The sequence below is a fragment of the Trichocoleus sp. FACHB-6 genome (assembly GCF_014695815.1).
GTDB classification, from domain to species: Bacteria; Cyanobacteriota; Cyanobacteriia; order Cyanobacteriales; family FACHB-T130; genus Funiculus; species Funiculus sociatus.
Map to the genome: position 1 here is coordinate 17197 of NZ_JACJOY010000007.1, position 20845 is coordinate 38041.

At 46.7% G+C, this 20845-nt stretch carries 25 protein-coding genes and 2 pseudogenes; 10 read left to right on the forward strand and 17 right to left on the reverse strand.

Annotated features, from left to right (window positions below; translation table 11 throughout):
• Positions 1–46 precede the first annotated feature (46 nt).
• From H6F66_RS00415 to H6F66_RS00445, 7 genes and pseudogenes are all read right to left on the reverse strand, one after another.
• Positions 47–271: pseudogene (locus tag H6F66_RS00415) on the reverse strand (tyrosine-type recombinase/integrase); the annotation flags it as partial.
• Between the two features lie 13 nt (positions 272–284).
• A complete protein-coding gene (locus H6F66_RS00420) occupies positions 285–1475 on the reverse strand; it encodes a GIY-YIG nuclease family protein (protein ID WP_190417153.1) in 1191 nt (396 codons plus the stop codon).
• Positions 1468–3582, reverse strand: a complete 2115-nt coding sequence (locus tag H6F66_RS00425) for a DEAD/DEAH box helicase (protein WP_190417155.1) — start codon at positions 3580–3582, stop codon at positions 1468–1470. Before H6F66_RS00425 ends, H6F66_RS00420 begins: the two co-directional genes overlap by 8 nt.
• On the reverse strand, positions 3579–6380 hold the full coding sequence (locus H6F66_RS00430) for a class I SAM-dependent DNA methyltransferase (RefSeq protein WP_190417157.1): 2802 nt from the start codon (positions 6378–6380) through the stop codon (positions 3579–3581). The genes H6F66_RS00425 and H6F66_RS00430 overlap by 4 nt, the downstream gene beginning before the upstream one ends.
• A 125-nt stretch (positions 6381–6505) precedes the next feature.
• Entirely contained in the window at positions 6506–6655 is a 150-nt protein-coding gene (locus H6F66_RS00435; protein ID WP_190417159.1) for a hypothetical protein, read from the reverse strand.
• A gap of 49 nt (positions 6656–6704) precedes the next feature.
• Positions 6705–6845, reverse strand: a complete 141-nt coding sequence (locus tag H6F66_RS00440) for a hypothetical protein (protein WP_190417161.1) — start codon at positions 6843–6845, stop codon at positions 6705–6707.
• A gap of 2 nt (positions 6846–6847) precedes the next feature.
• On the reverse strand, positions 6848–7804 hold the full coding sequence (locus H6F66_RS00445; RefSeq protein ID WP_190417163.1) for a tyrosine-type recombinase/integrase: 957 nt from the start codon (positions 7802–7804) through the stop codon (positions 6848–6850).
• Positions 7805–7946: 142 nt separating this feature from the next.
• Here H6F66_RS00445 and H6F66_RS00450 point away from each other — a divergent pair, with 142 nt between their 5' ends.
• Positions 7947–8825, forward strand: a complete 879-nt coding sequence (locus H6F66_RS00450) for a DNA/RNA non-specific endonuclease (protein ID WP_199313282.1) — start codon at positions 7947–7949, stop codon at positions 8823–8825.
• A 4-nt stretch (positions 8826–8829) separates the two neighbouring features.
• Here H6F66_RS00450 and H6F66_RS00455 read toward each other — a convergent pair whose 3' ends face one another.
• The gene (locus H6F66_RS00455; RefSeq protein ID WP_190417164.1) at positions 8830–9249 is read right to left on the reverse strand and encodes a nuclease A inhibitor family protein; all 420 of its coding nucleotides are present in this window, start codon (positions 9247–9249) and stop codon (positions 8830–8832) included.
• Positions 9250–9273: 24 nt separating this feature from the next.
• Positions 9274–9624: a hypothetical protein gene (locus H6F66_RS00460; RefSeq protein WP_190417166.1), complete on the reverse strand. Its 351-nt coding sequence runs from the start codon at positions 9622–9624 to the stop codon at positions 9274–9276.
• A 127-nt stretch (positions 9625–9751) separates the two neighbouring features.
• On the opposite strand from H6F66_RS00460, the gene H6F66_RS00465 reads away from it, so the two are divergent.
• The gene (locus H6F66_RS00465; protein WP_242023743.1) at positions 9752–10315 is read left to right on the forward strand and encodes a GIY-YIG nuclease family protein; all 564 of its coding nucleotides are present in this window, start codon (positions 9752–9754) and stop codon (positions 10313–10315) included.
• A 74-nt stretch (positions 10316–10389) separates the two neighbouring features.
• Here the strand turns inward: H6F66_RS00465 and H6F66_RS00470 are convergent, their stop codons facing one another.
• From H6F66_RS00470 to H6F66_RS27950, 4 genes are all read right to left on the reverse strand, one after another.
• Positions 10390–12573 carry a nuclease-related domain-containing DEAD/DEAH box helicase gene (locus tag H6F66_RS00470; RefSeq protein WP_190417168.1) on the reverse strand — a complete coding sequence of 728 codons (2184 nt, stop codon included), beginning with the start codon at positions 12571–12573 and terminating at the stop codon, positions 10390–10392.
• A gap of 97 nt (positions 12574–12670) precedes the next feature.
• Positions 12671–12922, reverse strand: a complete 252-nt coding sequence (locus H6F66_RS00475) for a helix-turn-helix transcriptional regulator (protein WP_190417170.1) — start codon at positions 12920–12922, stop codon at positions 12671–12673.
• A 218-nt stretch (positions 12923–13140) separates the two neighbouring features.
• The gene (locus H6F66_RS00480) at positions 13141–14058 is read right to left on the reverse strand and encodes a GIY-YIG nuclease family protein (RefSeq protein ID WP_190417171.1); all 918 of its coding nucleotides are present in this window, start codon (positions 14056–14058) and stop codon (positions 13141–13143) included.
• Positions 14059–14213: 155 nt separating this feature from the next.
• Positions 14214–14351, reverse strand: a complete 138-nt coding sequence (locus H6F66_RS27950) for a hypothetical protein (RefSeq protein WP_206755760.1) — start codon at positions 14349–14351, stop codon at positions 14214–14216.
• A gap of 100 nt (positions 14352–14451) precedes the next feature.
• On the opposite strand from H6F66_RS27950, the gene H6F66_RS00490 reads away from it, so the two are divergent.
• Complete coding sequence (locus tag H6F66_RS00490) at positions 14452–14955, forward strand: thermonuclease family protein (RefSeq protein WP_190417173.1); 504 nt, start codon at positions 14452–14454, stop codon at positions 14953–14955.
• A 107-nt stretch (positions 14956–15062) separates the two neighbouring features.
• Here H6F66_RS00490 and H6F66_RS00495 read toward each other — a convergent pair whose 3' ends face one another.
• A complete protein-coding gene (locus H6F66_RS00495) occupies positions 15063–15245 on the reverse strand; it encodes a hypothetical protein (protein ID WP_190417174.1) in 183 nt (60 codons plus the stop codon).
• 234 nt (positions 15246–15479) lie between these two features.
• Positions 15480–15716 (reverse strand): hypothetical protein, encoded by a 237-nt coding sequence (locus tag H6F66_RS00500; RefSeq protein WP_190417175.1) that lies wholly within the window; start codon positions 15714–15716, stop codon positions 15480–15482.
• Between the two features lie 97 nt (positions 15717–15813).
• Between H6F66_RS00500 and H6F66_RS00505 the strand changes: the two genes are divergently transcribed.
• From H6F66_RS00505 to H6F66_RS00530, 6 genes are all read left to right on the forward strand, one after another.
• Positions 15814–16113 (forward strand): hypothetical protein, encoded by a 300-nt coding sequence (locus tag H6F66_RS00505; RefSeq protein WP_190417176.1) that lies wholly within the window; start codon positions 15814–15816, stop codon positions 16111–16113.
• 83 nt (positions 16114–16196) lie between these two features.
• Positions 16197–16829, forward strand: a complete 633-nt coding sequence (locus H6F66_RS00510) for a hypothetical protein (protein ID WP_190417178.1) — start codon at positions 16197–16199, stop codon at positions 16827–16829.
• A 132-nt stretch (positions 16830–16961) separates the two neighbouring features.
• Entirely contained in the window at positions 16962–17132 is a 171-nt protein-coding gene (locus H6F66_RS00515; protein ID WP_190417180.1) for a hypothetical protein, read from the forward strand.
• The gene (locus H6F66_RS00520; protein WP_190417182.1) at positions 17116–17571 is read left to right on the forward strand and encodes a hypothetical protein; all 456 of its coding nucleotides are present in this window, start codon (positions 17116–17118) and stop codon (positions 17569–17571) included. Before H6F66_RS00515 ends, H6F66_RS00520 begins: the two co-directional genes overlap by 17 nt.
• A gap of 175 nt (positions 17572–17746) precedes the next feature.
• Positions 17747–18949 (forward strand): hypothetical protein, encoded by a 1203-nt coding sequence (locus H6F66_RS00525; protein ID WP_190417184.1) that lies wholly within the window; start codon positions 17747–17749, stop codon positions 18947–18949.
• Entirely contained in the window at positions 18939–19430 is a 492-nt protein-coding gene (locus tag H6F66_RS00530) for a hypothetical protein (protein ID WP_190417186.1), read from the forward strand. The genes H6F66_RS00525 and H6F66_RS00530 overlap by 11 nt, the downstream gene beginning before the upstream one ends.
• Positions 19431–19454: 24 nt before the next feature.
• Here H6F66_RS00530 and H6F66_RS00535 read toward each other — a convergent pair whose 3' ends face one another.
• Positions 19455–19781, reverse strand: a complete 327-nt coding sequence (locus H6F66_RS00535; RefSeq protein ID WP_190417188.1) for a hypothetical protein — start codon at positions 19779–19781, stop codon at positions 19455–19457.
• A 25-nt stretch (positions 19782–19806) separates the two neighbouring features.
• Positions 19807–20154, reverse strand: coding sequence for a helix-turn-helix transcriptional regulator (locus tag H6F66_RS00540; RefSeq protein WP_190417190.1), 348 nt, complete (start codon positions 20152–20154; stop codon positions 19807–19809).
• A gap of 269 nt (positions 20155–20423) precedes the next feature.
• Here H6F66_RS00540 and H6F66_RS00545 point away from each other — a divergent pair.
• Positions 20424–20845, forward strand: a pseudogene (locus H6F66_RS00545) (hypothetical protein); the annotation flags it as partial.

Consider the following 20845-nt stretch of genomic DNA (forward strand, 5'->3'; position numbering starts at 1 on the left):
TAAAACAAAATGAGACATTGACTTATGAGACTGTTTTGAAACAGTTCTACCAGTGTCTCAATACTATGATTTTGAAACAAAAAGGTGGCTGAATATTCTTGTGACCGAGGTATGCCGGAATAGCTCTGGTGTCGTGTCCTCTGGATGCAAGGTAGAAACCACAAGCATGAGGCAGCATATGTGGATGAACCGGAAACGGGATTCCAGCCAATTGTCCAGCCCGTTCGATAATTCCTCTAGCCGTGTCAGCTGCCATTGCAGCTCGGCGTTCTTCATAAGTGGCATTATGATTGGGTGAGTCTGGCTGTCTCCAGATCGTATCGAAACTGATGAAGGGTTCCCGCCTGGATTTTTTCGATCACCTCTTCAATTGCACTTAGCGGAACGAAAAACCATTCCCTTGGCTGCACGGGTATGCCAAAACGATCCTTCAGTTCTACATCTAATCGGGCATTGTCGAAGAATTTGTGTAGGAGCGCCTCAAGCTTCGTCCGATTGATATTCGACAGTTTGAAGGTGGCGACTATTTCCACGTCCGCCAATAGGTAAGTCGAGTCTTTCTTAGCATTGGCGACTCGCTTCTTCACGTCATCCCCTGTTACACCAATTTTGTGAATAACTGACCGATTCTCAGCAATGAAGGGATCATCTGATAGACTCCTCAGTACATAGATATAGCCAGTTTGCACGTCGTCTTCAGCTTCGCCCTGCGAGAACAGGGGACCTAAATCTGGGTTGGTGATGCGGCGGCTAGTTTTGTCTTTATTCAAAGCCCTCTGGAGAGATCGCAGCAACAGGTCACTCTCGGTAGCATTGTCATAAATAACCCGCAACCTGCGGTCTGAACGTCCATAGTCACTGATAAATGGTTCACCCATATCAGCTACCAACACCTTCTGCCCGTCAAGAATGAATAGATCGCCTTTGTTGACTGCTGCATTGTCCTGATATTTCAAGGTTTGCCGCGCCCCCATCTCTAGATCCCGTTGCACCTGACTAAAAATCGGCTTGAATTTATTAAAGTCCTGGCAGGAAGTCCGCTGGGCAATTTCCTCTGCTGCTTTAATCTCTTGGCGCGATCGCACATGGGTGAGATGAGTGATACCGTTCTCTAAGTCTGCATCTACTCCCAGGGAAGCTAGCAATGCCTCATCATCAAGGTCTGCTTCTGAAGGTAAGGCAGTGTTAGCTTCAGCGTCTAACAGTCCACGCGAATCTAGCGGTTCTAAGATGACGCGGCATTCCTCAGAGTTCCGTAGGCGATCCAAACGCACCGCATAGATCCGCTCGAAAATATCGCGGTCTTCTCCATGTTGAGGCAGTCTGCCCTGTTCCTCTACAAAACGCTCAATCTCCTCAAAGCCTGCAATAATCTGCTCCTCACGGGCAGAACGCTGGCTGACTGGATCGGGTTCTGTGTCCAAACCCAATTCACTAAGCAGTTCTAAATCTTCGTCTGTAGTTTGCTTAGGCATTTTTATCCTCCTGCACTTTGCGCTGTAGGAAGGCAACGCCTTCTGCCATCCTTTTTTCCCAAGGATCTACTGCCGTCAGGGAAGGCAACCTGCCCTTTTCTTGTTTGAAACGAGCTGCCCGTTTAGCCAAGTCTCGTGCTTCTTCTATGGTGAGGTTGACTCGCTTGGCGGCAATCACTGCCGCCACCTGTTTCAGTCGTTCTTCGCTCATGGATTTAGCGAGGACGGCGTAGGCTTCACCAAAAGGATTGATACGATCGATCAGGTCTATGTCCAACTCAGTAACGGATAGGGCAAACTGACGAACCCCGTCAATGAGGGTAGTATTCCTCATTGCTGCCCCTTCGCCTGTATCCACTGTATCTCCGCTGCCTGTATCCACTGTATCTCCGCTGCCTGTGTCCATAGGTTTCTCGTCCATTGCTTTCTTAGCTTGTTGGATAAGATTTAGGGCGGCGATCGCGTGCTGACGAACGGCTTCTTGGTCTTCCTCATCGAGGTTGGGCAACTTTTCTTTGATAATTTTGCCCATACGAACCTGTGTCAGTTCCTCCGGCACCAGTTCCTCATCGAACAGTCCGCGCTCGATTGCCGTCTTGTCTTGGACAAAGGCAGTAACCAGTTCAGTCAGGTCTTCGCGACAGATACGCTGGGCTTCTGGGCTTTTTGGTGTTACCAGCCCATAAATTTCCAGTTCAATCTGACCCGTCTCTGGATTAAAGCCAACGTTGCACTGGCTCGAATCGTAACCGCCTTCACCGTAGTCAAAACCGGGAGTGGGTTGATTGTTGGGGTTTTTGGATTTGAACTCAAAGCGAGGCGCGAGTACCTGCTCCATCAACAGGCTGGCGGCGATCGCCTTTAGAGTGTCATTTACGGCTTCAGTAACAGCAGCTTCGCTGGCATCGGGTTCGGCGATCAGGTTGGTAAACCGGGCGCGGGTTTTACCGGGAGCGTCGCGGGTGGCACGTCCGATGATCTGAACGATTTCTGTCAGGCTAGAGCGATAGCCGATGGTGAGGGCGTGTTCGCACCAGATCCAATCAAATCCTTCCTTAGCCATACCCAGGGCGATGATGATATCGACGTGATCGCGGTTGTTTTTCTGGGTAGGGTCTTTGAGGGCAGCAGCGACTTTATCGCGTTTGGCGGGGTCATCATCTACCAGGTCGGCAATCTTGAGAATTGTGCCATCACCAGTTTGAACCAATTGAAACCCCGTCTGCGGATCGGTGCCCTGCCAGTCGCCGAGTTCCTCAATAATATGCTCGACTTCACGGATTTTGTCTCTAGTGCTTTCGCGGGAGTTGACGTTGGGAATGTGCAGGATGGTCTTTTCGCTGGGGTTTAACACCTGCATAATTTCGTCGGTATAGCTACCTGCATAGAAGTAGTAACCAATGTCAAGCTGTTTGAGGTGTTGGTAGCCGTTGAGTTGTTCGTAGTAGGTATAGGTAACGGTTTCAAAGCGGGATTCGTCTTCGGGATGCAGAACAGCTTCGGCATCTCCCCGAAAGTAGGAGCCAGTCATGGCGACAATGTGGGTTTTGTCACGGGTCATGAACTGCCGGATATGATCGCCCAACTTGTTGTCGGGGTTGGCGGAAACATGGTGGAACTCGTCCACAGCAATCAGGCAATCGTCGAAGGCTTCTACGCCAAACTTATCTACGGCGAAGCGGAAAGTGGCATGGGTGCAGACTAGCACCTTGGCATTGCTGTCGAGAAACCTCTTCACCGCTTCTACTTTGCCGCCGTTGTCACCTCCAGGGGCATCGCAAAGGTTCCACCTGGGTTCAACCTGCCAATCTGCCCAGAAACCAAACTGGCTCAATGGCTCATCATGGAAGCTGGAGCCGATTGATTTTTCGGGCACAACGATGATGGACTGCTTGAGTTCCTGGTTTTCTAGCTTATCCAAAGCAATGAACATCAACGCTCGGCTTTTGCCAGATGCCGGGGGCGATTTAATCAGAAGGTATTGTTCGCCGCGCTTTTGGTAAGCCCTTTCTTGCATAGGACGCATCCCCAAAGCGTTGGCTTTGGTGGAAGTGCCGTCCTTGGCATAGGTGACGGAAACAGAAGGAACAGCGATAGGTTTGCTCATCGGGTGGAACCTTTAGCTTTACGTTTGGCAGGCTTTTTCGATAATGCCTGTTGGCTGGTCATTTTGGTGTAAAGCTCAAAGAGTTTTTCGAGTCGTTCGGTGTCGTTCTTGAAGCGGCGACCAATGTAGATGCGTTCAAGCACTTCGTCGTTATGATCGTGGGTTTGACGGACGAGGGGAAATTCGTTGTCCATGCGATCGGGGTCGTACATATCCGCGATCGTGGCTGGGAAATAGTGTTCCCGCGCCAGAAGGATCTCTTCAGCGCAATGGGTGAGGTCAGCTTTGTTCTGCTCAGTGAGAGTGGGGACAGGGAATGTGTTCCAGCCGAGGGTGTTGGAGTAGCGAATACGAGTTTCTAGCTTGCCGCAAACGGTGGAGACCCAGACAAGGTGCAGACGCGAGGCGATCAGAGCCATGTTCCAGAGTGGAGCGTCGAAAAGGGCGAAAGCGGCATTTGTAACTGTCGTGTTTTTCCCGACGAGTCCGACAGGTAGGTAAGCTCTGCGTTCAGATGAAACGGCTGGAACCACAATACTATGTTGTTTTCCTATCCTCATCAGCTTTAATTGATGGGATCTCTTTGCAAGAGCATTTGCTCCTTTGTCTGGACTTGCCAAGCGAATCTGTCTTACTAACTCAACTCGCGCAGCAATAGTTGCAATGGAAAGTGCTTCTTCTAGATGCGAGTCCTCAATCCAAATACAATATCTAGAATTTCCATTGATGAAATCTTCAGAACCAACGATAGTCCGTAAGAACCGCTTCTTCTGTTCCGTGCTTAGACCCAAACTATTTACTTCTTCTCGTGCAACAAGGAGATTTCCTCCATCACTTGGTTTGTTCCCAAATTCCATGACCGCATGACCAGACACAGGTTCAGCCAATTTTTTGACGATAACAAATTTACCCAAGGTTAGATAAGGAGTAATAGCTGAACCTAGCCGCACAGACGCTTCTTTGCGCTCATCTATTTCAAATAAAGCCTTTGGATTATTTGAAGTACGTGCGATGCAAACAATAGCAACAGTTACCCCAGCATTGTTGCTTGCAAGATTCGACCATTTGAAGGAAGTATGAGCAAATAGTATTTCACAGTCAGCTTCCCAAATTATGGGCCAGAGTAGGGGTACCATCTGCCCCTGACAGATGGAATTGGTAGACACAAATGCAGCGCGTCCGCTCGAATGCTGCAACCAGTCTGCCGCTTTGATGAACCAACCGGAAACGTAATCTAGAAATCCAGGTGAATTAGTTCGTCCGTTTACTACATCCCGAATTTCCCCTTTTTGCTCTTTCGATTGCCAAGTCGATCCGAGATATGGTGGATTCCCACAGATGTAAGTTTCCCCACCTTCATTCTCAAAATCGATCTCTGTCTGTTCAAGCGGTGTGCTAAACAAATCATCCGCGACTAACTTTACCCCCGTTCCTGTTGGTGGACAAATACTTAACCAATCTAGACGCAGAGCATTGCCACAGGTAATCCAGTTATCAGCCTTTAGCGGCAAAAACTCTGCCAGCGCCAGTCTTAGACCTCTGTACAGCACATCACACTGATACTCCGCAATAATCAACGCTAGCCGCGCTACCTCACAAGAAAAGTGACGGATTTCGATGCCGCGAAAATTTGTTAGGGGGATATCAGATTTGCGGTCGGGTTCCCCCCGGCGGCGGTTAATTTCTGCCTCGATTGCCCGCATTTCCTTATAGGCAATCACCAAAAAATTGCCCGAACCACACGCTGGGTCAAACACCCGAATCCGTGACATTCGTTGGCGCAAATTTAGTAGCTTACGGGCATTGTCCTCTGCTGCTTCCAACTGGGCGCGGAGGTCATCCAAAAACAACGGGTTCAGTACCTTCAGGATGTTTGGCACACTGGTGTAGTGCATTCCCAGCGACCCACGCTCCTCATCATCTGCCACCGCCTGAATCATCGACCCGAAGATGTCGGGATTGATTTTTGTCCAGTCCAAACTGCCCACATGCAGCAGGTACGACCGGGCAATCTTACTGAAGCGCGGCACCTCTACTCCACCTGCAAATAGACCTCCATTCACATAAGGAAATACATTAGCCCAAGAGCGAATCTTCGCAGACTCCCGCCTTGCCAGCGGTGTACACATTGCCCGGAAGATATCCGATAACACCTCATGGGTATTCGAGGAATCCGACGCACTCATTTGGGCGACGGTTTGGGTGAACAGCCCCTCCTTATGAAAGATGTTGGTATCCTCCGCAAAAAAGCAGAAGATCAACCGTGCCATAAAGTGGTTCATTTCTTCCCGGCGCTCTGCCGTGTCCCAGTCCGGATTCTCCTTTAGCAGCTCGATGTAGAGACGGTTGAGGCGACCTGTCGCCTTGATGTCAAAGGCATTTTCTCGAATTTGCCGAACCGTCGTAATCCCTGCCAGGGGCAAGAAAAATCCAAAATGGTCGGGAAAGTCTGGGTAGTCACAGGCGATTGTCTCGCCATCCACCAAATTTTCTGCCTCAAAACTTTTGCCATCCGTCGCCAGGATAAACTTCACCTTCTGCCGCGCTGTCGCCGCACTCTCCCGTAAAGCTGTCAGCGTCGCTGTCACTTCACCCTCAGCGCAAATCTTCAAATGAATATTATTCCGTTGGAGAACAGCACCAGGTAGGTCAGATTGATTTGAGTTACCACTTTTGAGTCGCTTGATCGTCGTTGGCTTGTTGCCAAATGCCTCCAAAAACGTGAAGGGGAACTCCACCGAGTCAAAGGGGGCTTCGGCGAGCATGGAAACAGCTTCTTCGATTTCGACTGCATTCATACACTGACCAAAAATCGTTCAGGGGCAGGATTTCAGGGCGTGATGCCTCAGCCATTCATCTGAGATCACTTCCTGAGATCCCAAACGATTGCTCTACATCATAGCCACGGATCTAAAATACGCTCCTATTTTCCCCTATCATCTACCTTTACCCCAAGCACCAACAGCAGGTTATCTCGTTTCCTTAATTCCCCAGAACTGCTCACAGTAATTGCACTCAATTTCAGAATTTCCTCAACCAAAGCATTATCTAATTCCCATTGATGCAATCGCACCTATTGAACCACGAAGTAGACAGGCGCAAAAAAAAGCCCTATTTCCAAGCTACTCGAATTGAGAACGTCCCCACCCCAGAAGAAATAGGGATCTTTGGTAGAGCTGCGTTAATCGCTGCATGGGAATGCGGAAGGAGCGATCGCTATTCGGCAGTTCTAGAGGATTGCCTGGGATTGAAGGCGATCGCACCCTCACCTCCGCCGAGTATAGGGAATCTCCAACCGCTCCACGGCTTTACGCTTTGTTTCTTCTCCGCGTCGGTCATACTTCGCCGTCGTCACGGGCGAAGCGTGTCCTGCGAGTTTCTGCACCGTGACAATATCAGTCCCAGCATCGAGGAGGTCTGAACAAAATGTTCTCCTAAAATCGTGGGGCGAGAACGCTGCTACCCCAGCTTCAGTAGCGCGTTTTTGCACAATCAATAACACAGCCTGGGGAGTCATCCGCCGCAGTTCCACCCGTCCGCCTTTTCGGATGGGACACAGCAGCGGCCCCGGTGACAAGCCTCTGACGACAAGCCAATCTTCCACAAGTGCGATCGCTACATTCGGCAGATACACCGTCCGGTCTTTCCCGCCTTTCCCGTCGCGCACTTCCAGCTTAGAGCTGCTGGCATTAAAGTCCTTTAGATCCAGATTGACTGCTTCAGCCCGACGCAATCCAGCGCCGCGCAGAATGGCAATTAACGCTGCATCTCTGGCACCCGTGGCAGCCGGGTCATCCATACACACCTTAAAGAGCGCTGCAATCTCATCTTGCGAAAGCGCACGTCCTCTGAGTCCCTTTTTTACCGGAATGCTCGGAAAATCCACAGCTTTTGCATAATCGGTTGCATCCATCAAATCCAGTCTAAGCGCTTCTCTTAGCACTCGCCGCAACGCACACAGCATCTTATTCGCCGTCGCTGGGGCATATCGTTTCATCAGTGCCGTGCGGATGGCAGCGGTATTTTGATAACGCAGTGCTGCCCAGTTGAGTGTCATAGCATCGCACTGATTGTTAGTCAGGAGTTGAGCGATCGCATCCAATGCCTGTCTCATTGTCGGTCTGGAACCATCCGCCAGTCCATCCAAATACACCGCAGCCGGATGCTGAGTTAGTGGCAGCGGGATTGTCAGCACCAGGGTTGTAGCGGCTAGGCGACTCATTTACTTATTAAAAGTACGGTTCTAGAAAGCTATTTTCTCACCTTCGTTACCCGAAGCGAACTAAAGAAAGGGGAGCGATCGCAATCTTATACTATCCCTTAGAACTCAGAGACACGTTTGTTGCAAGGGAAGTGCTAATCCGTTGAAAACTCTCAAAAATCTATTCGCTCATCGTGGCGTTCGGGTGTTAGCGATCTCGTTGGTCTTGCTTGGGTTGGTTGGATGTCCAGCCACTCAGTCACCACAAACACCAGTACAGCAGCCCACACCCAAAGTTAGTACACCTAGTTCTGCCTTAAAGAGCGTTCACTTGATGCTAGGAAATCCCAGCAGTGCGACAGAGAGTGTCGCTACTCCCGATAACTACCTGATGGTGAAGCCTCAATATGCGCTTTCCTATAACCGAAGCAAGGGAACTGCAAACTGGGCTAGTTGGCAACTCAATAAATCTTGGCTTGGTAGTGCTGACCGACAGGATAACTTTCGCCCTGACCCAACACTCCCTCCTGGTTGGGAACGAGTAACGCCTACTTTTTACTCTGGCTCTGGGTATGACAGGGGGCATATCGTACCTTCAGCTGATCGCACCAAAACGCTGGAGGATAATTCTGCCACTTTCTTAATGACGAATATGATGCCCCAAACACCGGATAACAACCGGAATACCTGGGGCAATTTAGAGGACTATAGCCGGGAACTGGTGAGTGAGGGGAAGGAACTTTATATCATTGCAGGAACTGCTGGCAGTCAGAAGCAACCGCTCAAGGGTAAAGTCACAATTCCAGCATCAACTTGGAAGATTATTGTCGTGCTAAGCCGTCCCGGTGCTGGGTTATCAAGTATTACCACCGATACTCGTGTCATCGCGGTAAATATCCCAAATCAAGATGCCTTAGATAATGATTGGAAAACTTATAAAGTCAATGTTGACTCTTTAGAAAAGTTAACTGGTTACGATTTTATTTCTAATGTCAATTCAGCTATCCAAAGAGTAATTGAGAGCCGTATTGACAATTACTAAATAACTATGTTTCTACAACCTTAGTCGAGAGAACGGCATAGTCTCCCGTTGAAGTTTGACCAATAATATAGACATCAATTTCGATTTCACCAATCCGGTAGACCTTTAGGTCACTGAGATTATTATTGAGTGTTTCTACCAACTTCTGGTACTTTTTGAGCGTGTTAAGTTCTTCTTCTCCATACCAATCCTGCTCAGTCGTTGCCACCCTAAAGAAATAATCAACTGTTACAACTTCAACAGGTGTATCTTGAGGATGTCCTGTTAGTTCCAGAACCTTTTGTGTTGTGAGATTCTCTCTTGTAAGAGATGTTTGGTTTGATGACTCCCACAAAAAAACCTCAAATGGATAGTCGGACTCACTCATAAATAGCAAGCCTTCGGATGCTGATTTAAGTTGGTCGATAAGTTCTGAATTGTTCATTGAATTGCCTAGTGCGATCGCACTTCACACACTATCATCTACCCACTCACAGTGGGGGCAATCCCAATGCACCGAGGGCGTATTCTTCATATCAAACGGCATCTCGCAACTAGGACAGCGCCCCGTAAACATCGGGTGATAGTCCAATCGCTCCAGCTGTTCTTCCGGTGTCCAACGCTGCTTAGGTTGCAAAATCAGTTCGCCATCGTAGTAGCTGGCTCCCTCCGGCTCCCACAGTTCTTCTGGTTCGGCGTTGGGATCTGGGGTGAAGTCTGGGCAGAAGTTATCCTCTGACCCGGTGGGGTGGTCGGCACACACTAGATATGGACTACGGGCATTATTGAGACAGCGATCGCACTCTGGAATCTTTGGCATGGTACTAACAGCAGTTTATTCAAGTTTCCCCTAGAACTCCTAGAAGTGAGGGCGATCGCACCCTTCATCAACACGCTTTTAGTTAAGCGGGGATTTATCATTTGTTTGATACATTCAAGAAACTCGATTGGAACCAAATCAGCTTGACCTATTCAACTCGGCTCAGCTCACTTCCCGCAAGCGTAGACCGGATGTGCCGCTGATGAGTGCTGATGCCCTGGTGAGGTGGAAAACTCAAATCGCTGCCCACCAACAACGCGCCAGAGAAAATCAGCCAATACAGCAGGTTGCATTATTCGACCTTGCGCCAGTGCATTGTGACCCAGAACAGATTGACCCACTGACATTAAGACTTGATACCCTCTCGTTTTTTGAGCGACCTGGGCAGGATTTGGGCGAACCGTGTATTTATTTTGTTGTAGATACAACAGCGAAGTTAATTTTGTATGTTGGCGAAACCGTTCACAGTAACCAGCGCTGGCGCAGTACCCATGACGCAAAACGGTACATTAATCAGTACATCAGCTTGCATCGCCAGTACCAACTAGATGTTGCCATTTGTATCAGTTTCTGGTGGGATGCGCCATCAGCAACACAATCGCGGCAGGCTTTGGAAAAACAACTAATTTTGAAGTGGCAATCGCCTTTCAACAAAGAAAATTGGAAGCGGTGGGGGCAACCGTTTGGATAGGTGCGATCGCTCTCTGTTTAATCCTCTAGGATTGAGGGCGATCGCTCTCTTGAGTTTGAGTTAAGGAGATAATTCTAGCTCGCTGCAAATAACTCTAGCTCGCCTTGGATGCCTTCCCCTACATCGTCGTTTTCATCGTTGTTTCTTTCAATTGCTGTCTTATTGAAAGCTGGGAAAACAAGATTTGGAGATTGCTGTATAACCTGCTGTAACTCGTTAAAAATTGGTGACTCCAATCCGGTTGCAACACACCATACACGGGCGCGAGTTAATGCTACAAAGGCTTCATTACGCTTGTGAATTTCTTTTTCTTGTTTCCAGAGAAGAGGTTGGGTCGCATACTGGAATCGGCAGGCATATACCTTCCAAGCTTCGTTGCCCTTTGATCGAGATATAGGAGCTATTGTTACATACCCATCCATCCAGAAAATATCGGGTTGGGTGTCTACACCAGCAATTAAGCTATTAACTTTGTGTCGGCTAAGAGCTTCTTTGAGTTTTTGAAAATATTCGCTTTCGTAATTTCCAGTTGGGCCTGTAATTAAGATATCGCAAGGGTCAAAGCGAAGCTTTATTATATCATTAGCAACTTGTTCAGCAATCCAATTTTGTTCGTCAAACTCATTTTTAAAAGTCTGGATTACTAATTGAGAACCAACCGCCTTTTGTTCTTTGAAGTCCTTCTGGTCTATGAGGTGAGGGCTACTTCTCTCAGAACGTGTAATAGTAATAGGCTGCCCAATTCTCCGGAAGTCTCCTGAAACGTCATAACCTAGTTTTTCCCAGTCTTCTTGATTAGTTACTCCCTGCAATGGGCCTCCTTGACGAAATAATCCCATATTTACCGCATGAGCGCTCATAAGCAGAAGTTTTGGGGTACGATAGCACCGATTCATATTATGAGCTTTGGATATACCGCTCTCATAATTAGGAGCTGTTATAACACCGTTTGGAAGCTTGTTACCTCCCAAATCCACTACTGGTATGCCATCTTTCAGACCAAAGATAGTAAGTGGTTTTGGTACGGTGAGAGTGCCAATCCCTTGCGCTTCATCGTATGCCCAGTAAAGGCGTTTTGGCTCGGAAAGTGTTCCTCTAGCTAAACGATAGAATGATGAAGGTAAATCCTGACCTTCATCAATGAGAATTGCATCATAGAGAACTGGCAGTTTAGGAACTTCTTCTTCTAGACAGTTGCAGATATATTCAAAAGCTGTCCCTGGAGAAACAGAACCAATTTCATCTTTTACATCATTAACACTTTTGGGTTTCTTCCCACATTTCAACGCTAAAGTCCGATAAAAACCTTCTTTACCTTTCGCTCCCCAAGCGTGTAAGACTTTTACATTCATCCAGTTTGGTTCTTCCCCCGTCATTTCATGGTAATACAAACCGATAAGCTTGGTAATTTGAACATAGAGTGATTGAGTGAAAAACACAAAAGCTAGTTTCCACTCTGGATTCCTCGCGTGCATCTTAGCAATGCGCTTGGCAAATAAAACTGTTTTACCCGTACCTGCTAAACCACGAATTCGCTGAGGCCCAGGAGGAATTTCAAATGCAACCTTTTGCTGGTGCTGATCTAATTTCTTTAGCTCAGATTCCATAGCACGAATGACTCTGATGGGATTATAAGGATCTGGATGTGGTGGCTCTGGATGTGGTGGGTAATCAATAGGTAAAGTACCGCCTAATACGTCTTTTACAAGTTTCCAATTCTCATCAGTCATCATCCGCTGGGGATTTTCCTTACTTCCCTCAATCATCTTCTCTTTGAAAGCTTTTGGTGTTAAATCCTCAGCAAATAGTACAACTCCTTGGGTAGATGGGAAGTCATGAAATCCTTTGGATTGCCATTCATTATGGCTAACCAAGGGAAGTACAACTCGAAAGTTAAAAGATACCAAGCCATGAGTTCGATTTGATGCAGTAAACTTATTTTTTATCGCAAACATCTGGTCTTCGGCTTGTGCTACTGGTGTTTCAATTTCCGAGTGCCAATTATTCATCTTCCACTCGTGACCTTGAATACTAGCGATGTTGTGGATATAGCACCCTTTGCACTCAATCACCCATAAGCCTAGCTCTCGATGCAGGATGAGGATGTCAGGTTCTCGGTTAAGTTTTCCACTGGGATAAAAAATGGGGTAGCGATAATACGCCACCCCTGGATCGTCTTTAAATGCTTGCTTTATCCAAGCCCAAGCTTTTCTTTGAGCTTTGTTATTGTCAAAAGCCTCATAGGGGTGAAATTCCATAACCTTCTCTTTTTGGGTGAATACACACTGTCATTTGAAATGCTGAGAAATGCGATCGCACTTCACACAAAAATCTCCTAGAACTAATACCAGGGCATTAATTCTCTGCCGCATACTGCTGTAGCAACTCGTTCCCCCGCTCACCTAATTCTTGAAGCATCCTTTGGATTTGCTGTAATGCTAATGGCGAAGGCTGAGAGCGTCCGTTTTCCCAGCGGTTAACCGTGGGATAGACTACTCCTAAAAGAGCAGCGAACTGCTCTTGGGTCAACTCCATCTCAATTCGGAGTTCACGAATAAGCTTGCCGATTTCTGGTTGATTAATAATCGAAAGCTTTTTAATAGCCATTCGTTTTTTGAGTTGCAATACTTGCTACAGGGTGTAGCAAACGATATATCGTCTGTCACACCCTAGCCTTACCGGGATTTCATTGGGTTCAGTAGATTTACTGAAAATTCCCCGCAGCATCGAGTTCTAGGGAAATTTCACAGCTAATGCGATCGCACCTTACAGTTCCTCTTGCAATTCGCTTCTTGATGGTGGTCAGATGCGATCGCTTCCTGCAACTACTGAATTTGTTTCACCTTGGGCAGTTTGTCTTGAAGAATATCAATTTCTGCCTGGGTGAGTATTTTGGGAGCCATCTGATTCAAGTCTTTTAAAACTGAATTGATATCATCAAATCTGAAATATTCGGTTAGTTTGCCAATCGGATAATTAAATTCCTGATAACGATACTTAAAGTAACGCTCCACATTACCTCGGTGCAACCAAGTACCTAGTACATTGATAAACACATCTTTGTAATGTAATTTTAAATCACGTTGTACTTCCAGAACTCGTTCATCTATTGAGCGACGAGTTACGCCAATTTTGTGTAGCAGTTTCCCATCGGCTTTAATCTCCAGAAAATACAAACTAAATTGAAGTATCCGCTGGATTTGGGCGCAGTACATTTTTAAATCTGCTAGTCGTTCTGGTAGCGATGAGGAGTTGGTTAGTTTCGCACGGGTTGCTGCTTGTTCTAATGAATCCAGCTTATCTAAGATTAGAGGTTCCTGAACCTGATTAAACAACTCTAATGGCAAGGCACAAACTGGGATTTTACCTAAATTGGTAAACTCATATGCTTGAGAGTCATTATTCCACACCAATAATTTAGAAAGTACGAATTTAAAAGGTACGGTAGGAATAGAATAACCATGTCTGCCGTATTCTTTCCAAAATACCTTCAATTCCTCTAATTCTTTGCCTGACAGTTGAATATTGAAGGCATCGTATAAAGGTAAATCGGGAACTGTTTTGGCAGCTACCGGGCGGCAAGTTTCTTCAGTGTGAGCGAAATGATGTTGGTTGACTTTGCCCTTTTTAGCAGTTAATCTACTACCGCAGTAAAGACATCTGAGATTAGTTTTACCGCTACTAACATCTTCAATAGAAACCAATACATTATCTTTGATATCAACGCCGTACTTAAGCCACATTTGTATCTTGATTTTATCAGTTCAATCGCAAAAAAATGAGCTGCAACCCAATGAGTTGCACCCCTGCTTTAATTATTTTCAGTTATTAATATCTTCGTTCTGTTTGCCTCAAGTGCCATCTCACCGAAGCATGATAGCGATCGCTCTGCTTGCTTCTACCAAACCACCACTACAACTGTTGTCTGACCACGCCCGGAACCTCCAGCATTACCGTGGTAATCGGCACCAGTCGCCCTACTGTTGTGTAGTAACTGTTTCCTACTGGCGTTGTGGTCGAACGTTCGCAGAAGCAATGATTGTTATATAACTTTACATCGTGTCCTCGGACAGCGCGTATCTCGGCTTTACCTTCCGGGAATACTAGGATTGTCCTAAATTACGAACTTGTAAGTAGTGAATAAAACCGCAATTGCAGTTACCGCAGCCCTAGCTCTCCTTTTATCCGGAAACCCAGGCATTGCAAAAACCACAGCCACAGTGGTTAGTATTGGCGATGGCGATACGCTCCGAGTCAACAGCCAGGGGAAAGTTATCACGATTCGGATGGGCTGCATTGATGCCCCCGAAACAGGACAACGCCCTTGGGGTCAGCAATCAGCGGCGAAACTCAAACAACTTCTCCCTCCTGGTAAAGCCGTGCTTGTCAGAGAGATTGAGCGCGACCGCTACGGGCGCACGGTCGCTGAGTTGTTCCTAGGGAATCAGTCTGTCAATCTGCGGATGGTTCAGGAGGGGCAGGCAGTTGTCTACCGACATTACTTAAGCGGTTGCGCTGCTACTCAAAATCAGTACCTTCGGGCTGAGGCTCAAGCCAAGCAGAAGAAACTAGGATTTTGGAATCAATCCAAAGCTGTTATGCCGTGGGATTTTAGAAGAGGACAGCAGAGGAATAATTAGCTCTCTTCTAGCGCCAAATCCGCCCCCGCTTCTTCTGCAAAAGATGATTTTAGGCGTTACGTGGCACTTCGTTACAGCTTCGCTACCTTTATGCCCAGAACTGCCATTCATAGCGATCGCGCCTCTACTACAGCTCTTTGAACATCAGGGTGGGTTATTAGCTTAAAGAGCTTTGGGTTAACTGCATTCTCTATTAACTTTTTGCCTTCCTCGTTGGCTTCTGGGTATCGGTACGCGAGGTGAGCCAATAGCTCTAGGTCGCTCATAGATTGAAAGTCAGGCTTGTTCATAGTGCTTTTTCAGTTTTTGTAACTTCAAGTAAGCAAATTCTATTAATTGAGCGTCAGACCACTCAAATATGTACTCACACTGTTCATCTAGATAAGCTGTGTGATCACTACTGAGTAGGGAGCCGCTGAAATTTATTCGATTCCTGCTGCCGGGTAGCCGATCATCTAGCGTGACCAGTGCATTCAGGATTAGCAGTAGTTCATCTCGCTTGCTTAGTTTCAACTCCTCAGAACTCATAGCGATCGCACCTCAAAAATTTGAGGTGTTTCTAGGGGGTAGAGCAGATTTTCAGAAATTGCTGGTACTTGGAGAGGTTCAATTGTTTGTACGGTTGCTCTAGCAAGATTGTTGAGTGCATCATCTGGCAGCTGCCGCAGCACCTGGGCGATGATTTCCGGGCTAGTTTCCCAGAGACGGTTAGACAGGCAGTCAATTATTAACTCTCGTTGTGGTGGTCGTTGGGTGTTCATAGTTTGGCTTAGGTATCTGTGTTTAGTTTTCCCTACGGATAGCCTTTGTTGTACACTTTGTACAGTGTACAAACCAATAGTACAAAAGTTTATTGCAATGCGTAACCCTAACAAGCGAGACTGGAAGGCGTTACATAGTTTTTACGAAAACCTCATGGAGCTGGACGATTTCCTGGCTCTATACCCTGAATTATCAAGAGAGCAACTGGCTAGGGTCGCTAGATGCTCAATTCATGTTTGCAATCGTTGGTTCATGGAATCGGAGACTCGCCGCAGCCCCACAGAGGCTCATAGGCTTAGGTTTTCGATTGCTCACTTCGTTTGGCAGATGGAGCAGATCGAGCCGCCAGATTTTCAAGAGCTGCGGCAGATATATCGAGAGATGAAGAAAAAATAGTTTGTACAAAGTACAAAAAAAACTTGACCCGCTGGCAGGCGGGTTTTTTAATGGGTTCAAGTTTATGAATGAACCGCAGATTTATGCCGAAAACACAAACTGCATCTCAACCAACGCTTACATACACCGCTCTTGACCTCGCCCGTGAACTCGGAACGAGCGATCGCAACCTTAGCCAGAACTGGCTGCCCAAGCTTGAGGAGACTTTTTGGTGGCGCACAGCTGATTTAAAGGATGGGGAGAGATTCACAGCTTGGGCTAAAGAGGAATTTTTTAACCTCCAGGCTGCTATCAGCCCCAAAGTCCCTCTGCGCTCAGCAGACGGCATTATTCTTCGGGATGACAGCCAGAAGCCGCTAATGATTCCTAATGACAACCGGATTGGAATCAAAGAATATCAGCAACGTATCTGGCAGCAGTACAACCGATTCCCAGAGAAGCGGGTTGATGCTCCTTTAGCTACTGTTCCGGCTGAAGTTGTTGAGTCTGAAGTTGTTGAGGCTCATGAACTGAGCCTTGAAAAAATAGATTCACTTGGCACTTTCTTAGATATCCAGGCTGAGTATTTAGAGCAAGTTGGCACAGTTCTTGGTGACGCGCTTTCGGTTCCAATCGTTAAGCGAATGAACGAGCGCATCAGTGAAAACATTACTGGTGCAGTGCAAAACGTGGGAAAGAACATAGACCCGCGATCACGCTCTCGCCGCGCCTCTTAAAGTGGGCATCTGCTCATCAGATAGTAGTAGCCCTAATTGTTTCGGCTGTCATCATCGCCAAAATAATAGTTTTTTCTTTGATTGGTAGCTGGGTGAATAGTTGGGCTGAGCAAGTTTTCAAAGGAGTTCCTAATGACAAAGAGGAAATCGAACGAATCCGATGATGCTAAATCAGAAGATTTAATGTCTGTTGATTATTGGCGTAGCCTTGGCATTGAGCCAGTAGTAATTGAATCTGAAAAGGATTTCGATAAGGTTGCTGAACGAGTTAAAAAGGAGATTGATAATGGCAACAACAAGTAATAAACCCAAAGATAAGCAGTCTGCTGAACTGCCAGATGAGCTGACTTTTAAATTCAGCTTAGAGGCTGAGAAACGGCAACAACGCGGACACATTTTGAGAGGGGAGAAGGCTAAAACTGAGCGGACTAAGCTCTGGGCTGATACTCAGGAAGTTAAACGCGACCGTCAACAAGTAAAGCTTGAAACTGAAGAAATCAAACTTCAAAATGATAACGAAAAGAAAGGGATCGCTGAAGATAACCTGAAAGAAACTCAGGCTACTGGAATCCTCAACAAACAGAGGATTATTAAGAACTTGGCGACTAAAGCTTACGCTGTGACTGGTGACTCTCAATACCTTCAGAAGGCTCAACAGAAGATTCTCGCTGGAGGTGTTGGGCAGGCTGTAGAGTTTGCTTCTACGGAATCAACCAAGGAGAAAGCTAAGCAGAAAGCATGAAGCTTTACCTTTTAGTTGTCGGCGCTACAGGGTTCTGTAGCGCTTCTTTATTAATTAGGTCTTTCCTATTCCTTTGGTCACGAAATCCTCAAGCTGCATTAATATTTGTGGTTTTTTTAACGAGTATTTTTGTAGTTTGGTACGGAGTTATCAAATTAATTCAAAAGTTTGAATCATGAGTAATCCCCTGCTATACCTTGCCGCTGGTGGCTGTATTGCTTGCACCATCTTGTCTGGTGTCACTAATAAGCCAGTAGCTTTCCAGGTAGCAGGGGCTTTATTTGGAGTTGGCTATTGTATACAAGATAATTCTTTAAAAAAATTACAAGAGCTTGATAATCAACAAGCTAACTTAACCGAGAAAATAGAGCTTTTATTAAAACAAATTGCTGATGCTGAAGCGGATTTAGAACTTAATCAACAAGAGCATCAGCAGAACTTAGAAAAACTGACTACTGAATATCAGGAACAGTGGCAGCAACGAGAAGCTGAACTACTGGAACAACAGCAGGAGATAGAGAAACTAACCGAGGTAGAACAGCAGAAGCTTGAGGAGAATATTGCAGCTGCTAACGAGGAACTAGAGCAGGACAAGCAAAGCTTCTTGAAAGAACAGGCTGACATTATCCAGCAGTATGAATCAAAGATTGAGCTGCTGGATTCAGAACTGGATGAACTGCGATCGCTCCTCGCCCAATACGAAGCCCCAGCACTGCCAGAAGGTAGCAGCTTTGAGGTTGTCATCGCCCGTCGCTGCATGGAGTTGTTGCTCCGCAAGCGGGTAGTCTGCGAGTTTAAGGGTGCAGCAGTAGACCAGGAGGGCTTCGTTGTTGTCCGCTTGAAGCCTACAGACGGCGGACAGAAAGCTATTGAGAAATGGGCCAACCATCTCCACATTGAAATGGATTTGGCAGAAGCTCCCAAGTTTGTAACGCTGCGCGGCGCGGTTCAAGTTTGGCTCAAGCCGCAGGAGATGGTTCGACTTCCAGCGGTGGCACCCTTCGATAGACACCCTGGCGAAGCTCCCCCGAACCTTCGGCTAGTTAGAAACGAAGCTTCACCCGAAATACAACCACCGCAAAGGTTACAGGAAGTTTCCACGGAGTTCGATGAAAGGCTTGAGAGATTCGTAGAACCTTCTGCGAAGCTTCCCCCCTACGGCGCTATCAGGCAAATAGAACGTGATTGGGTCGGTTTCTTGTGGATCTACCACGACCCACCTGTGAGAAACCAGAAGCACATCATTCTCAGAGTTTGGGGATACAAGTCTGGCGACGGCGACGGCTTCCAGTCCGCCCGTTCTCGGCTGCACACCATTCTCAAGGATGCAGGCATTACCCCTAGAACTTGGAACAGGAGAGGAACAGATGAACAGTGATGAATTTTGCGATCGCTACCTTCCCGATGACTGGTGCGAGAGGGATTTGCAACTGCTCATACAAAAGCGGCTGCGGCGATTTGGACTGCTGGCAGCGCCGGACGAAGTGAGGATAAAGACACCGACAGCTACCAGGCGCATTGACTTGGCAACGTGGCTGTGCAACTACGAGGTGAAAAAGTGGCTTACCCGCGAGAATATCTTTCACGCCGTGGCTCAAACAGAGCTGTACAATCACTACGGCCCTAAACTACTGTGGATAATCCCTAAGCGCCGTGTTGTGGTTGGTCTTGCACCATCTGACCCCTATGACTATGAAGCTGCTCGGAAGGTAGCAGAGGATTTCCGGGCGATGGGGATAAAGATTGTATTCATCAATGAAACAGCTTTTCATTCCCCAGAACTGCCAGCATCTTTAGGAATGGCAATTTTGGCTGTTGCAATATCTTTTTTAACAGCTTATTTGATTACTGCTAGTTAATTCCCCAGAACTGGATGCGATCGCTCAACCCTTTGCAGAGCGATCGCGCTGTCGCCGTGCAATTACGGCCTCTATAATTCCCTCTACATCTAGATTGGGTGCATTTTGAATTTGAATACAAAGGTCTGTATTCACACAGCAATTTGACCCTCCCATTACAACAACTAAGCCAGATTCACCCATCTGCTTACCGAGAATTTTCATCTGTGACTCAGCAGGTAAATCGGATAAAGTCTCCCCTAAAAACTTCTCCTTTTCTGGAAGGGGCAGAGAATCAAAAAGTGATTTAACGTCGTCGAGGCTCAAAACCCTTACCTCAGATGGGTAATGTTGGCCATTGATATCAAGCATTTGAATACACCCAGAAATGGAGGAGTTACACAGTTAGCGCCTGGACGCTTCTGCTCCCTTTCCATTTTCGGGCAATTGCCAGCATTGCTCTTTCTGTCTCTTCATCGTCGGCAGCTTCTATTAACTGCTCCAAGCGCTCTCCTACGCTCGGATGCTCCATCTTTTGCCCAAGAATAAGATAAAAAAAATGATTGCCAGATCCGGGGGCAATTTGCTCCATAGCTTGAAGCAATTTCCACAGAACGTTAGTGGTTATGTCTCCTTTCCCGCGCCGAAATTCAGAAATGTGATTCTCTGAAACACCAGATTTGTTAGAAAGCTCTTTACCAGTAATCCCCCAATGTCTCAAGGTTTGGTCGAAAAGAGCTGACATTGGAGAGGGCGGGGAATTGTTAAGTTTCATAAATATAATACACTCATAGATGGATTGATACTATATTATATCCATCGATAGGCTAATTGAATCGATTTATAGATGTATCGATTTAAGTTTAGCACGAGGTTCTTTTCACCTAGAAAGTTAGCAAACATGGCGAAACAACACTGCCTCAGTTTAAAGGATGCAATCACTAAGTACAACATTAGTGATATTGATTGCAATATTTTTATTGAGTGGAAAGCTAATTTGGAGCTGAGTCAATCATGAAGCCCAATGAAGCTCAGCATTATCGCCTCTCACTAGAGAAGGTTAAGCAAGATTACAAGGACGGTATTATTACCGCTACTGGGCTTGTTTATTACACGGTTGGGATTTTTCGGAAGCCTGGGCAAAAGCTCAGAGTTAAGGATATTGATAGCTTCTCTGCCGAGATTGGAATTAATCGCGCAACTTTTTATAAAGCGTTGTCCAAGCTCAAGGTTAAAGGCCGGCTTGACTGGGAAGCGATCGCTGGACTGGATCTGTGGATTCCGTCCTCTAATGTGGTTGAAATGCAGTCAGGGCAAGAACTTTCGCCAAATGGCGAAACTTTGTCGCCAAATGGCGAAACTTTGTCGCCAAATGGCGAAACTTTGTCGCCAAATGGCGAAACTTTGTCGCCAAATGGCGAAACTTTGTCGCCAAA

Bases quoted from the DNA above. Each gene is read 5' to 3' on its own strand.
- H6F66_RS00510 (WP_190417178.1), top strand. From the start codon at position 16,197: ATGCCGAAAACACAAACTGCATCTCAACCAACGCTTACATACACCGCT.
- H6F66_RS00420 (WP_190417153.1), bottom strand. From the start codon at position 1,475: ATGCCTAAGCAAACTACAGACGAAGATTTAGAACTGCTTAGTGAATTG.
- H6F66_RS00445 (WP_190417163.1), bottom strand. From the start codon at position 7,804: ATGAGTCGCCTAGCCGCTACAACCCTGGTGCTGACAATCCCGCTGCCA.
- H6F66_RS00495 (WP_190417174.1), bottom strand. From the start codon at position 15,245: ATGAACAAGCCTGACTTTCAATCTATGAGCGACCTAGAGCTATTGGCT.
- H6F66_RS00515 (WP_190417180.1), top strand. From the start codon at position 16,962: ATGACAAAGAGGAAATCGAACGAATCCGATGATGCTAAATCAGAAGAT.
- H6F66_RS00535 (WP_190417188.1), bottom strand. From the start codon at position 19,781: ATGCTTGATATCAATGGCCAACATTACCCATCTGAGGTAAGGGTTTTG.
- H6F66_RS00530 (WP_190417186.1), top strand. From the start codon at position 18,939: ATGAACAGTGATGAATTTTGCGATCGCTACCTTCCCGATGACTGGTGC.
- H6F66_RS00425 (WP_190417155.1), bottom strand. From the start codon at position 3,582: ATGAGCAAACCTATCGCTGTTCCTTCTGTTTCCGTCACCTATGCCAAG.
- H6F66_RS00540 (WP_190417190.1), bottom strand. From the start codon at position 20,154: ATGTCAGCTCTTTTCGACCAAACCTTGAGACATTGGGGGATTACTGGT.
- H6F66_RS00430 (WP_190417157.1), bottom strand. From the start codon at position 6,380: ATGAATGCAGTCGAAATCGAAGAAGCTGTTTCCATGCTCGCCGAAGCC.
- H6F66_RS00480 (WP_190417171.1), bottom strand. From the start codon at position 14,058: ATGTGGCTTAAGTACGGCGTTGATATCAAAGATAATGTATTGGTTTCT.
- H6F66_RS00455 (WP_190417164.1), bottom strand. From the start codon at position 9,249: ATGAACAATTCAGAACTTATCGACCAACTTAAATCAGCATCCGAAGGC.
- H6F66_RS00520 (WP_190417182.1), top strand. From the start codon at position 17,116: ATGGCAACAACAAGTAATAAACCCAAAGATAAGCAGTCTGCTGAACTG.
- H6F66_RS00505 (WP_190417176.1), top strand. From the start codon at position 15,814: ATGCGTAACCCTAACAAGCGAGACTGGAAGGCGTTACATAGTTTTTAC.
- H6F66_RS00470 (WP_190417168.1), bottom strand. From the start codon at position 12,573: ATGGAATTTCACCCCTATGAGGCTTTTGACAATAACAAAGCTCAAAGA.
- H6F66_RS00500 (WP_190417175.1), bottom strand. From the start codon at position 15,716: ATGAACACCCAACGACCACCACAACGAGAGTTAATAATTGACTGCCTG.
- H6F66_RS00525 (WP_190417184.1), top strand. From the start codon at position 17,747: ATGAGTAATCCCCTGCTATACCTTGCCGCTGGTGGCTGTATTGCTTGC.
- H6F66_RS00475 (WP_190417170.1), bottom strand. From the start codon at position 12,922: ATGGCTATTAAAAAGCTTTCGATTATTAATCAACCAGAAATCGGCAAG.
- H6F66_RS00460 (WP_190417166.1), bottom strand. From the start codon at position 9,624: ATGCCAAAGATTCCAGAGTGCGATCGCTGTCTCAATAATGCCCGTAGT.